This is a genomic window from Robbsia betulipollinis (assembly GCF_026624755.1).
Taxonomy (GTDB): Bacteria; Pseudomonadota; Gammaproteobacteria; order Burkholderiales; family Burkholderiaceae; genus Robbsia; species Robbsia betulipollinis.
In genome coordinates, this window is sequence record NZ_JAPMXC010000002.1 from 284,620 (window position 1) to 296,137 (window position 11,518).

11 protein-coding genes and 1 tRNA gene are annotated in these 11,518 nt (G+C 65.3%); 6 read left to right on the forward strand and 6 right to left on the reverse strand.

The features are described from left to right. Positions 1–5 precede the first annotated feature (5 nt). Together OVY01_RS13030 and OVY01_RS13035 are read right to left on the reverse strand one after the other, a co-directional pair. Positions 6–389: a hypothetical protein gene (locus OVY01_RS13030; protein WP_267848015.1), complete on the reverse strand. Its 384-nt coding sequence runs from the start codon at positions 387–389 to the stop codon at positions 6–8. A gap of 104 nt (positions 390–493) precedes the next feature. After that, the gene (locus tag OVY01_RS13035; protein ID WP_267848016.1) at positions 494–1,609 is read right to left on the reverse strand and encodes a hypothetical protein; all 1,116 of its coding nucleotides are present in this window, start codon (positions 1,607–1,609) and stop codon (positions 494–496) included. 366 nt (positions 1,610–1,975) lie between these two features. On the opposite strand from OVY01_RS13035, the gene OVY01_RS13040 reads away from it, so the two are divergent. Then, a complete protein-coding gene (locus tag OVY01_RS13040; protein ID WP_267848087.1) occupies positions 1,976–2,875 on the forward strand; it encodes a transporter substrate-binding domain-containing protein in 900 nt (299 codons plus the stop codon). 259 nt (positions 2,876–3,134) lie between these two features. Further along, entirely contained in the window at positions 3,135–4,271 is a 1,137-nt protein-coding gene (locus OVY01_RS13045; protein WP_267848017.1) for an SGNH/GDSL hydrolase family protein, read from the forward strand. Positions 4,272–4,692: 421 nt separating this feature from the next. Here OVY01_RS13045 and OVY01_RS13050 read toward each other — a convergent pair. Next, positions 4,693–4,779 (reverse strand) — tRNA-Leu (locus OVY01_RS13050). A 207-nt stretch (positions 4,780–4,986) separates the two neighbouring features. On the opposite strand from OVY01_RS13050, the gene OVY01_RS13055 reads away from it, so the two are divergent. Then, a complete protein-coding gene (locus OVY01_RS13055; RefSeq protein WP_267848018.1) occupies positions 4,987–5,889 on the forward strand; it encodes a squalene/phytoene synthase family protein in 903 nt (300 codons plus the stop codon). On the opposite strand, the gene OVY01_RS13060 is transcribed toward OVY01_RS13055, so the two are convergent. After that, on the reverse strand, positions 5,886–6,917 hold the full coding sequence (locus OVY01_RS13060) for a DUF1501 domain-containing protein (RefSeq protein ID WP_267848019.1): 1,032 nt from the start codon (positions 6,915–6,917) through the stop codon (positions 5,886–5,888). The genes OVY01_RS13055 and OVY01_RS13060 overlap by 4 nt on opposite strands. A gap of 268 nt (positions 6,918–7,185) precedes the next feature. Between OVY01_RS13060 and ompR the strand changes: the two genes are divergently transcribed. The 3 genes from ompR to OVY01_RS13075 all read left to right on the forward strand — a co-directional run bounded on the left by ompR (position 7,186) and on the right by OVY01_RS13075 (position 9,950). Beyond that, the gene (ompR, locus tag OVY01_RS13065) at positions 7,186–7,911 is read left to right on the forward strand and encodes an osmolarity response regulator transcription factor OmpR (RefSeq protein ID WP_267848020.1); all 726 of its coding nucleotides are present in this window, start codon (positions 7,186–7,188) and stop codon (positions 7,909–7,911) included. 72 nt (positions 7,912–7,983) lie between these two features. After that, positions 7,984–9,387: an ATP-binding protein gene (locus OVY01_RS13070; RefSeq protein ID WP_267848021.1), complete on the forward strand. Its 1,404-nt coding sequence runs from the start codon at positions 7,984–7,986 to the stop codon at positions 9,385–9,387. Between the two features lie 23 nt (positions 9,388–9,410). Beyond that, positions 9,411–9,950: a peroxiredoxin gene (locus OVY01_RS13075; protein WP_267848022.1), complete on the forward strand. Its 540-nt coding sequence runs from the start codon at positions 9,411–9,413 to the stop codon at positions 9,948–9,950. Positions 9,951–10,022: 72 nt separating this feature from the next. Here the strand turns inward: OVY01_RS13075 and ispF are convergent, their stop codons facing one another. Then, positions 10,023–10,502: a 2-C-methyl-D-erythritol 2,4-cyclodiphosphate synthase gene (ispF, locus tag OVY01_RS13080; protein WP_267848023.1), complete on the reverse strand. Its 480-nt coding sequence runs from the start codon at positions 10,500–10,502 to the stop codon at positions 10,023–10,025. Beyond that, a complete protein-coding gene (locus OVY01_RS13085; protein ID WP_267848024.1) occupies positions 10,499–11,305 on the reverse strand; it encodes an IspD/TarI family cytidylyltransferase in 807 nt (268 codons plus the stop codon). The genes ispF and OVY01_RS13085 overlap by 4 nt, the downstream gene beginning before the upstream one ends. Positions 11,306–11,518: the final 213 nt, after the last annotated feature.

Here is an 11,518-nt window from a genome sequence, read left to right on the forward strand (position 1 = left end):
AGCGCCTAGCCAGCCTTCCCGCGAGGCTGGCGCGGCACCGGCGCGGCAATGACGGGCGCAATCGCCCCCATGCGCCGGCATTGCCGGGCATCACGCGAGGCCAGCCCGGCCGTGACGGCCTGCAACGCTTCCTGCAGGCCGACGAGACGATCCTGCAGGCCGTGCGGTCCGGCGAGTGCCCCGGCAATCCGTTCGACTTCTCCCTGCTGACGCAGCACGGCTTCGCTCTGCCGCTCCAGGCGCTCACCCATCGCGGCCAACGCCGCACGCCGATCGCGCGATCGTGCTTCGTGTCGCGTGATCAGGGTCGCGGTGTCCCGGTGGGCGGTCCGCTCCGCGTCAAGGACGGCTTCCAGACCACGGTTGATGCTCGAACAGGCCGACAGCATGACATCTCCTTTATTGTTGGCACATCGGAAGGGGCAGTGCCCAACCCGCATCGTCATGCTCTGCCCACCCACGCTCCGTGGCAATCGGACGCAACCGAAATCGTTCAGCGCCGCAGCGCGGCGGACACGTTAGGCGGCAGGCGCGTCTCCGTCTCCGCCACCGGCACGGATTCGCGCATCCCGGCGACGGTGCCGTCGCCAGCCGTCTCCCCCGCTGAATGCAGGGCGAGCTGGCGGCGAAGCTGATCGATCATCGCCTCCACCCCCGCGTCCCCCTCGAGTCGCCCCTGGATCGCCGCCATCGCGCGCGCCAGATCGTCGACCGCCTGTCTGAGCCCCAGCAACTGCGCGTCGTTGCGCGCCGCCTGCCGTTCATTGGCGTGCATCATCAGGGACCGCTCACGGTCCGCCGCGTCCAGTGCCGCGAGACGCGCCAGTACCGTTTCGCCGGATGCCATGTGTTCGACATGCATCGTGCGAATGCCGTCGGCGAGCTGCCGGGTGACATCGAGCAGGGCATCGTAGTCCAGCTCGCGGCTGCACGCGGCGAATTGGTCGATGAGCTGCGTCAGCGCCTTCCACCCCGTGTCGCGCCGTTGCGAGAAGTGCACGGTGGTCTGCATGGCGATGCCGATCGCCAAGATAGTCAGGGGAACCACCAGAATGGGTAGCGCGACCGTTGCGGTCAGGATCGTGCCGACCGCCGAAACAAGGGCGGCCGCCACGATCACCGCCGTGCGCAGCCTGAAACGGGTGTACTCCTTCGGCATCTCGCCTTTGGCTTCGTCCAGCCGACGGGACACATTGCGCTGCGCTTCACGCAGCCCGGCGAGGCTGGCCGCATCCGGCGTGCGGCCAGCGTCTTCGGCCCGCACCATCTTGTCGAGATCGTCCGCCAGCGACGCGGCCGCCTGCGCGACGGCCGACAGGATGCGCTCGACCTTCCCGGCGGCATGGCGCCGATGGGCGAAGCATCGCGCAAGCGGACCACCGCCGACCAAGCCGCCCAGCGGCCCGACGCTGATCTTGTTTGTCACTTTTTTCAGCTTGTTTTGCAGCTCGCCGAGGTCCATCGATAGGGTGCTTCCGGGACAGCGCTCCTGCAACTGCCCTGTGGCGCCATGAATACGTTCGAACGCCGCGCCGATCTTTTCGACCTCCACCTGCCAGGCCGGACGCGGCACCGATACGGCGGGCGCAGAACTCCTGAAACTGGTCATCTGGGAGAGGTGATGCGGCAACTGAAAAGGATTTCGGATGACCATTTGCACTCCGGATATCAAGTAAAGCAGCGGGCCACCGCTCCGTTGGGCGACCGTCGCGAAGATAGTTCGGCGGCAGCGCGCGATATGAGAGAAAAAACTTCCGCCGCCATGCACATCTTCGTCGAGCGGCGTGTGCCGTTCAATCGGACGCCGCCGAATATGGGACGGCCGGCATTCACCGGTGCGTCTCCGGATGGCATTGCGGCGGAATCCGGCAAGCCGCGACACCGTGCAGCCGTGACACCGCGAAAAGACTGGAGTCGGGAAATTTGTCCGGCAATCATTCCCCGTTCAAGTCTTACCATCCCTCACGAGGCATTCATGCTCCACCGTCTGCGCTGTACCGCCGTGCTTGCCGCCATTTTGTGCGGCGCCGGTCTCGCCCACGCCGCCCCTGCCGGTCCGACGCTGGACGGCATTCGCAGCTCCGGCGTCATCACCATCGGGGTACGCGACAATTCCTTTCCCTTTTCCTATCTCGATAACGAAAATCACTATCTCGGATTTTCGGTGGACATCAGCAACGCGATCGTCGCCGCGATCAAGAAGAAACTCGCGATGCCCGGGCTGCGCGTCCGGGAATTGGCCGTCACGTCCCAAAACCGCATTCCCCTGCTGCAGAACAACCAGATACAGTTCGAATGCAGCTCCACCACGCATAACGTCGAACGTTCCAAGCAGGTGAATTTCAGCGACACCTTCTTCGTCATCGGCACGCGCCTCATGGTGCCGAAGGGTTCCCCGGTCAAGGACTTCGCCGATCTGAAAGACAAGACCGTGGTCACGGTCGCCGGATCCACCTCGGAGCGGATCCTGCGCGGCATGAACGAGCACGACGGCATGCGCATGCGCATTCTCAGCTCGGTCGATGCCGCCACCGCTTTCGTTACGCTGGAGACCGGGCGCGCGGGCGCCTATATGATGGACGACCCCGTGTTGGCCGGCGGACGCGCCACCGCACACGACCCGGGCGGCTGGGAGATCGTCGGCGAGCCGCGCTCCCGCGAAGCCTATGGCTGCATGCTCCCGAAAGACGATGCCGGGTTCAAGGAGCTCGTCGACCAGGTAATGTCCGAACGGCAGCGCGACGGCACCGAGACGGCGAATTACCGCAAATGGTTTCTTTCCCCGACGCCGCCCAAGAACGTCAATCTTAAGTTCGATATGACGCCCGACATCCAGGCCCTGTACGCGCATCCCGACGACAAACCGTTGCAATAAGCCCGGCAGCCCCGTCAGCAGGCGCGCCGCAGCCCCATGCGGCGGCCAACGGAAACAGGATGCAGGCGTCCCCGGACGAGCTCAGGAAGGCTTGGCAAGGCACGTTACCTGCTTGCCTCGGTCATCCCGTGCCCCGCGTGAGGATGGGCACACGCTTATCCTCACACACCTCCGGGGGGGGGCGCGTCGTCCGTGTAAGTCCTGCACGGTCACGGCAAAAACGCCTATCTCGAAGCTCATCCTGGATCGACACCTGCTCATGTTCCTGTCTCGCAAAACGCTCGGGCGTACAAGAAATACCTTGTCCGGTATCGCCTTTCTGATGCTCGCTGGCTGCGGCGGCGGCCACGATGGCAGCACGACGTCGAGCACCGCCGCGGGCGGTGTCGATCTGCAGGTCGTCTCGTTCGGCGACAGCCTGTCCGATGTCGGCACCTATGCGGGTACGGGATCGGCAGGTTTCGTCCGTGGACGCTATACCACCAACCCGGGCGAGGTCTGGACGCAGAAGGTCGCGGAATATTACGGTGGCACCCTCACCGCGGCCTATCTGGGCGGTTATGGCACGCCGCTGGTCGCATCGACCGGCCTGGGCTATGCGCAAGGCGGATCCCGCGTGACCGATCCCATTGGCGAGAGCCACGCCACGACCTCGGCGACGGATTACAGCGCGGCAACCACCGTCCCCATCGTCACCCAGGTGCAGGAATACCTGAGCGCCCACGGGACGTTCAACGCCAATCAGCTCGTGCTGATCAACGGCGGCGCGAACGACATCTTCATCCAGGCCACCACCCTGGTGGAAGCGGTGGCGGCCGACGTCGCGGCCGGCATGACGCTGCAAGCGGCCATTACGCAGGAAACGCAGACCACGCTGGTGCCGGTGGCCACCGCCCTGGCGGCGCAGGTGGCCGCCGTGCTGGCGGCGGGCGCCACGCATGTCGTGGTATCCAATGTTCCGGATATCGGACAGACGCCGCTCGCGCTGGCGTTGGGGACGCAGGGCCAGGCGATCCTGACCGCGGTCGCCCAGGCCTACAACACCGCACTGTATGCGGCCTTGCAGAGCGCCGGCAATCTGAGCAAGGTGGTGTACGTCGACGCCTTCACCTGGCAGGACAATCTGTCGACGAACTATGTTGCCAACGGCTTCACGGTATCGAATACCGCGACCGCCTGCAATCTGACGGCGATGGCCGCCGTGGCCGTGGCGGCTGGACTGTCCGATCCGACGTCGTACGCGTCGTCCCTGTATTGCACATCGGCCTATCTCACCGCGGCCGGTGCCGATCAGACCTACCTTTTCGCCGACGATGTACACCCGACCACGCATACGCATGCCCTGTTCGCGGCGTATGTGGAACAGCAGATCGCCGCCAGCGGGCTGGGTAAATAAACGGCCTGGAACCGGCCTGGAACCCTGTCCCTCGCGCAGACGCGCGCCGTGCCGGTGCGATTCGGTTCGAGGGATGGGGTTAGGGATTGCGGTTGTGGCGGGTGATGATCTCGCCGCTGCCGATCGGTAGGAGAGGCTCGTCAAGGACCGCGCAGCTAGCCCATTTCTGTCTTTTTCTTAGTATTGCTATGTAAATTTCATGAATAAAATACGACGCTCAAGTACTGCGCGGTCTGGACGAATTTGCAGGTTGCCTACGCGATAAACAAGACTGCCATTTTGAATCAGTGGCTCTTAGATCGCAGGAACGAAAAGGGAACGAGATTGAAAAATGCTGTCTTTGAGAACCGGACACAGGGGTAAAACGGGACAGAAATCGGGACTTGAATTTTACTAAATATTTGATTTTAAAGTAAAACAGTGGTGCGAGGAGCGGGACTCGAACCCGCACACCATTGCTGGCGTCAGGACCTAAACCTGGTGCGTCTACCAATTTCGCCATCCTCGCACGCGCTGCTGCTTTTCCAGCCGCCGCAGCGGGCGACGTTCAAGCAGCCCGCCATTCTAACCGAAGCGACAAAGCTTGTGTATGCGTCGTCCGAAAGGCATGCCGACGACGATGTTACAATTCCCCGACACCCGGCCCACCGGTGCCCATGCCACCTGGCGCTTTCGCCTCCGATCCTTTCCCTGTTCCGTTCGCCGATTCGCCAGCGTGAAACCCCTCGACTACTGCCAGCAGAAAGCGGCGCCCCCCGGCTCGACGCTCTATTACGCGCTTCAGCAGGCGCGTCCGGCGCGGCGTCCTGCCCTCACTGCCCTGCATGCCTACCGGCGCGAACTGGCGGATACCGTACTGGAATCCAGCGATCCAAGCATCGCGCAGGCCAAGCTGGACTGGTGGCGGCGCGAAACGCTGAGTCTGTCGCAAGGCGCGCCGTCCCATCCGGTCTCGCACGCGCTCGCCGCCACCTTGCCCAGGCTTTGCCAGGCGCCGGCGCCGCTCTTCGCACTCATCGACGGCTTCGAGCAGGATCTGCGGCAAGCGCGGTATCTGGACCTGACGGGATTGAAGAACTATCTGGCAGTAGTGTCAGGGGATTTCACCGAACAGATCGCGCGCGCCTCGCGGCGCAACGACGCAACCGCCGCCGTGGTGCCCTCGGAGCGGGACGCCGCCGCACCTGCGCCGACAAAGGACGCGCCCTCCGCCGCGCGCGCCCCGTCCTGGGCGCATCGGCTGGGCGTGGCGTTGTCGTTCGCGTCGATCATCGCCGACCTCGGCGCGGACGCGCGGCATGGCCGGATCTATCTGCCGATCAGTGAAATGCAGCAGTTCGGGGTGAGCGCCGCCGATATCCTGAACCGCCGCTACAGCACGGCCTTTACCGCCCTGATGGCGTTTCAGACGGCACGGGCACGCAGTGAACTGCATGCGTCGCTCGACGCGATCCCGCGCGCCGAGCGACGCTCCCAGGCTTCCCTGCGGGCCCAGGCGGCCATGGCGCTGCGACTGCTCGCGGAAATCGAGGCGTCCGGCTTCCAGGTGCTGCACCAGCGCATTGCCCTGACGCCAGTGCGCAATCTGCTCGTCGCATGGTGGGCGGCACGCCGCTAGACCCGAAACAGCCCCGGCAAGGCCGCCGGCGCATCGGCGAGCACCGCGGCGGGCTTCATGCCCCACCAGGATTCCAGAATCGCGGCAAGCACGCGGCGGTGGTCGACGCCGGGCGCGATCGTACCGCCATGCGCGTCGAGCCGCGGAGGCACACCGTGAAAACCGCCCCGCAGGTGCCCGCCCAGCAGCAGTTGCGGCGCGGCACCGCCATGCTCCGTGCCGCCTTCGGCATTCTCGGCGGCGGCGCGGCCAAATTCGGACGTGGTCATGATGACCACATCGTTCCAGCGTCCGGCTCGCTGCAGACGTCGGTGCAGCACGGCGATGCCGCCCGCGAGCTCGGTCAACGCGGTGGCATGGCGTACGCCTTGCCGGCAATGCGTATCGAAACCGGGCACGGTGAGACGCATGACGCTCATGCCGCTGGTGGCGATCAGTTCGTCCGCGGCGCGGTGCGCAACGTCGCTGAAGCGGCCCGCATGCGCCGGCGCCGCGTTTCCACCCCCGTTGGGGCGCCATACCGTACCGGCAGGCACACCTGCCGCGGCTTGCGCGGCCAACGCGCGATCGAGCCAATCGTCGTGCTGATGCACATCGACACGGGAACCGCTGCGCCGCACCTGGGCCGCCCGGAAATGCCCCAGGCCGGGACCCCGTGCGCCGACGCCCTCGACGATGGCAAATTCGCCGGCACGCCACAGCGGCAGCAACGGCGTCAACGCGACATGCAGATGCCGGGTGCCGTCGAGCGGCACGGTCTGCGTAGCGTCGAGCGCCAGCGTCGGGCGCAATCTTCGGTATAGCGGGTCCGTCACGGGTACGACCGTGTTCAGGCCGTCATTGCCGCCAGCCAGTTCGATCACGATCAGGTGCCGGGACTGCGGCGGCATGACGGATGGCGCGCGGCCGGGACCCGGTTCGGCGCGATGCGTGTCCGGCCAGCGGGACGCGGCGTGTACGCGCGACGAGCCAACCACGGTCAGGCTGGCGGCGGAGAGTGTGGAGACAACAAAGCGGCGACGATTCATCGGGCCTTCTTCAGCAAACGTTCAATTCATTCGGGTGAACCATTGGAGCACGTCCTCGAGCGTTGCGAGCCGCGCGGGAAACTGCTATATGTCGAATCGTGGCGGCGCCTTTACCCAAAAGCGCGTCAAAAACGAGGCCAGGCAGAGCCGACAGCCCGGCGCAATGGGCGGTGGGCGGGTGTTTTGGGCGAGGTAAATCCTGTAACGCTTTGTAAGCCGCCTGCCAGAGCGAAATCGCGGTCCGGTTGATTCGCGTTAAGATGACGACATGGAAACCAAAAGCCCATCAAAAATACTCGTCGTCGACGACGACCCCCGACTGCGCGACCTGCTGCGTCGCTATCTCGGAGAGCAAGGTTTCAACGTTTACGTCGCCGAGAACGCGCCGTCGATGAACAAGCTCTGGGTGCGCGAGCGCTTCGACCTGCTGGTCCTGGATCTGATGCTGCCTGGCGAGGATGGGTTGTCGATCTGCCGGCGTCTGCGCGGTGGCAACGATCGCACGCCCATCATCATGCTGACGGCGAAGGGCGAGGATGTGGACCGCATCGTCGGACTGGAAATGGGCGCCGACGATTACCTGCCGAAGCCGTTCAATCCGCGCGAGCTGGTTGCGCGTATCCATGCGGTACTGCGCCGCCGCGCGCCGACGGAATTGCCCGGCGCGCCGTCCGAGACGGCGGAAACCTTCGAGTTCGGCGAATTCGCGCTGAATCTGGCGACTCGCACGCTGACGAAGGCCGGCAACGAGATCCCCCTGACCACCGGGGAATTCTCGGTGCTGAAGGTCTTCGCCCGCCACCCGCGGCAACCGCTGTCGCGGGAGAAGCTGATGGAACTGGCACGCGGGCGCGAATACGAGGTATTCGACCGCAGTCTGGACGTGCAGATCTCGCGTCTGCGCAAGCTCATCGAGCCGGACCCGGGCAGTCCGCGTTTCATTCAGACGGTCTGGGGTCTGGGCTATGTGTTCATCCCGGATGGCGCGGCCTAGCGCGGCCCGGCCTGGCGCGGCCCGGCCTAACGCGGCCCGGCCTGGCGCAACCCGTTTGACCGCGAGGCCCGATTGTCCACGCTCCTGACGCACAGAATCGACCGGCGCCTGCTCACGCTGGCGTTCGGCGGCCTCTTCTGGCGTACCTTCCTGTTGATCGCCCTGTTGATCGCGGTGAGCCTGACCGCCTGGTTCCAGAGTTTCCGGGTGATCGAGCGCGAACCCCGCGCGCAACGCGTGGCGCTGCAACTGGTGGCCATCGTCAAGCTGACGCGCACCGCCCTGCTCTACTCCGATCCCGACCTGCGCCGCGCGCTACTGCAGGATCTCGAAAGCAACGAGGGAGTGCGGGTGTACCCGCGCGAGCCGGGCGACCGCTTCGTGCAGCAACCGGACGGGCCGGTGAACCGTCTGATCGAGTCGGACCTGCGCAAGCGCCTCGGCGACGATACGGCGATCGCCGCCTCGGTCAACGGCATCGGCGGCGTGTGGATCAGTTTCAAGATCGACGACGACGATTACTGGGTGTCGCTCAACCGCGATCAGCTGGACAGCGTGACGGGCCTGCAATGGATCGGGTGGGGAGTCTTCGCGCTGGCGCTGTCGCTCTTCGGCGCCGCGTTCATCACCAGTCTGGTGAATCGGCCGTTCGCACGGCTGGCGTGGGCGGCGCGCAAGGTCGGTTCGGGGCAAACCCCCGACGCGCTGCCGGAACGCGGCCTGGGCGTCGCGGCCGATACCAATCGCAGTTTCAACCAGATGGTGCGGGACCTCGAGCAGCTGGAAGCGGACCGGGCGCTGATGCTCGCGGGCATTTCCCACGATCTGCGCACGCCGCTCGCGCGGCTGCGTCTGGAAACGGAAATGAGTCCGGCCGACGAGATGACCAAGGACGCGATGGTCGACGACATCGAGCAGATGGATCGGATCATCGGCCGTTTCCTGGACTACGCGCGGCCGGGACAGCGCGCGCAGGAACCGATCGATTTCTCGCTGCTGGTGGGCGACGCGGTGGGACGGCTCGAAAACGACGAGCAGACGGTGCTGGATACGCAACTGGCACCGCAGGTGGTGGTCGAGGCCGAACCGACGGATATGCGCCGCATCGTCGACAATCTGGTGGAGAACGCCCGGAAATACGGGCGCAGCATGAGCGACGAAAAGATCCACCTGTCGGTGAGCCTGTCCATAGCGGATTCGCGCGCGGTGCTGGTGGTGCGCGACCAGGGAGCCGGCATCCCCGAAGATCAACTGGCTTTCGTCACGCGCCCGTTCTATCGGGTCGACGAAGCGCGCACGAAGGCCGACGGCACGGGCCTGGGCATGGCGATCGTCCAGCGTCTGGTGACGCGCCACCGCGGCACGCTGCGCATCGCGAATCGCGCTCCGGGCCCGGGTCTCGAAGTCACGCTATCATTTCCCCTGATCAAGCAGAGCGCAGCGACGATGAGCGTCCTGCCCGAGACCTTGGCCTGATACGCTGACCAAAGGGAACCGCAATGAAAACCGTGGGCGACAAGCTGGAAACCTTCTCGGTTCCCGCTGCCCGGCCTGGCTTCAATCATGCCGAGCAGGATGGCGAATCCGCATTCGAGATCTTGACCGAGCAGTCCTTTCCGGGGCAATGGAAGATTCTGTACTTCTATCCGCGCGACTTCAGTCTGCTGTGCCCCACCGAGATCATCGGTTTCGCGCGCCTGGTGAGGGCTTTCGAGGAACGCGACGCGGTGGTGCTGGGCGGCAGCGTCGACAACGAGTTCGTGAAACTCGCATGGCGGCGCGAGAATCCGGATCTGTCGGAACTGAATCATTACTCGTTCGGCGACACGAAGGGCGACCTGGTGGACCAGTTGGGCATTCGGGACGCGCAAAGCGGCGTGACGTTGCGGGCCACCTTCATCGTCGACCCGGACAACGTCATACAACATGTGTCGGTCAACAATCTCGCGGTGGGACGCAGCCCCGACGAGACGCTGCGAATACTCGACGCGCTGCAAACCGGGGAATTGTGCCGGGGTGACCGACCCATCGGCGGCTAGGCCGCATGCCTGAGCCGGAAGCCGCCGCGACGCAGACGGGCGGGACGGCAGAAGAAGACGCGCCCGTGCCTTTCAATCCCGTGTGAGCAGGACGATCGCCTGCGCGGCGATGCCTTCCATGCGGCCCAGCGAACCGAGCTTCTCGTTGGTCTTGGCCTTGACATTAACGGCGTCGACGGCGATATCGAGATCCTCGGCGATCGACGCGCACATCGCGGCGATGTGGGGCGCGAGTTTCGGCTGCTGGGCGATCACGGTGCTGTCGACATTGCCCACGCGCCAGCCGGCGGCCCGCACGCGGCGCGCGGCCTCGGCCAGAAGCACGCGGCTGTTCGCGCCCTTGAAAGCGGGATCGGTGTCGGGAAAATGGCGACCGATATCGCCCAGGCCCGCCGCGCCCAGCAAGGCGTCGGTCACCGCGTGGAGCAGGACATCGGCGTCGGAATGGCCGAGCAGGCCGCGTTCGTACGGGATCTCGATACCGCCGATGATCAGGGGCCGGCCGGCGACCAGCGCGTGGATGTCATAACCCTGTCCGACTCTGATGTTCATTTTCTATCCTTGTCGGCCCCGCCCAGAACCGATTCCGCCAGTTCGAAATCCTCCGGGTAGGTAACCTTGAAATTACGAAGATTGCCGCGCACCAGCAAGGGCGCATGACCCAACGCCTCGATCGCGCTGGCCTCGTCGGTGACGACGCTGCCGTTGCGCGCGGCGGTGTCGAGTGCGCCGCGCAACAGCCCCAGGCGAAACATCTGCGGCGTTTGCGCCAACCACAGATGATCGCGCGATTCGGTCGCCCGGATGCGCGGCACGCTGTCGCTCCCTGCTGCATTTCCGATTTTGCTCCCCGTGCCCGGCGCGCCGCCCGGGTCCCCGGGATCTCCGGCCGGGGCGGAACGCTTGATGGTATCGGCGACGGGCAAGGCGACGATGCCGCCGATGGCGTCCCCGCTCACCGCGGCGATCAGGGCGCGGATCAGCCCCGGCGTGATGCCGGGCCGCGCCGCGTCGTGTACCAGCACCCAGTCCGTGTCGCGCGCGCCGAATTCCCGCATCAGCGTGAGCAGACCGTTCTGCACGCTGACCTGCCGGCTCGCGCCGCCGCACCGCCGCACCGCATAGCGCAGGCCGGTGAAGCGGCGCGGGTCGAAACCCGTGTCATCGGCGGCCAGCACCACCAGCGTTTGCGCGAACTCCGAACAGGCATCGAACGCGGCAAGCGTATGATGCAGCAAGTTGCGTCCGGCGACAGTACGATATTGCTTGGGCAGACCGCCGCCAGCGCGCATGCCGCTGCCGGCGCATGGAATGAGTGCGAAGAGACGGTCGTTGACCCTGAGTTCCTGTGCCATGCGTATGACTGATTACCGAAAGTTTTCACGACGCGGCCGCGCCGGGAGAGATGCAGGTCCGGACCCATGCTGACACATTCCGGGGCCGCGATGCCGGTCCGTCTTCGCCAAAAAGTCACAGACGACGACGGATTCTATAATATTGTTCTTTTCGCGGTGCGGCCGATTGAACGGCCGCGCCGCCACGTTCACGGTGGCGCGCTCGTGCCGCGC

What these genes read in the sequence shown, in the direction of transcription:
- OVY01_RS13030 (WP_267848015.1), bottom strand. Translation starts at nt 389, where the DNA reads ATGCTGTCGGCCTGTTCGAGCATCAACCGTGGTCTGGAAGCCGTCCTT.
- OVY01_RS13035 (WP_267848016.1), bottom strand. Translation starts at nt 1,609, where the DNA reads ATGACCAGTTTCAGGAGTTCTGCGCCCGCCGTATCGGTGCCGCGTCCG.
- OVY01_RS13040 (WP_267848087.1), top strand. Translation starts at nt 1,976, where the DNA reads ATGCTCCACCGTCTGCGCTGTACCGCCGTGCTTGCCGCCATTTTGTGC.
- OVY01_RS13045 (WP_267848017.1), top strand. Translation starts at nt 3,135, where the DNA reads ATGTTCCTGTCTCGCAAAACGCTCGGGCGTACAAGAAATACCTTGTCC.
- OVY01_RS13060 (WP_267848019.1), bottom strand. Translation starts at nt 6,917, where the DNA reads ATGAATCGTCGCCGCTTTGTTGTCTCCACACTCTCCGCCGCCAGCCTG.
- ompR (WP_267848020.1), top strand. Translation starts at nt 7,186, where the DNA reads ATGGAAACCAAAAGCCCATCAAAAATACTCGTCGTCGACGACGACCCC.
- OVY01_RS13075 (WP_267848022.1), top strand. Translation starts at nt 9,411, where the DNA reads ATGAAAACCGTGGGCGACAAGCTGGAAACCTTCTCGGTTCCCGCTGCC.
- ispF (WP_267848023.1), bottom strand. Translation starts at nt 10,502, where the DNA reads ATGAACATCAGAGTCGGACAGGGTTATGACATCCACGCGCTGGTCGCC.
- OVY01_RS13085 (WP_267848024.1), bottom strand. Translation starts at nt 11,305, where the DNA reads ATGGCACAGGAACTCAGGGTCAACGACCGTCTCTTCGCACTCATTCCA.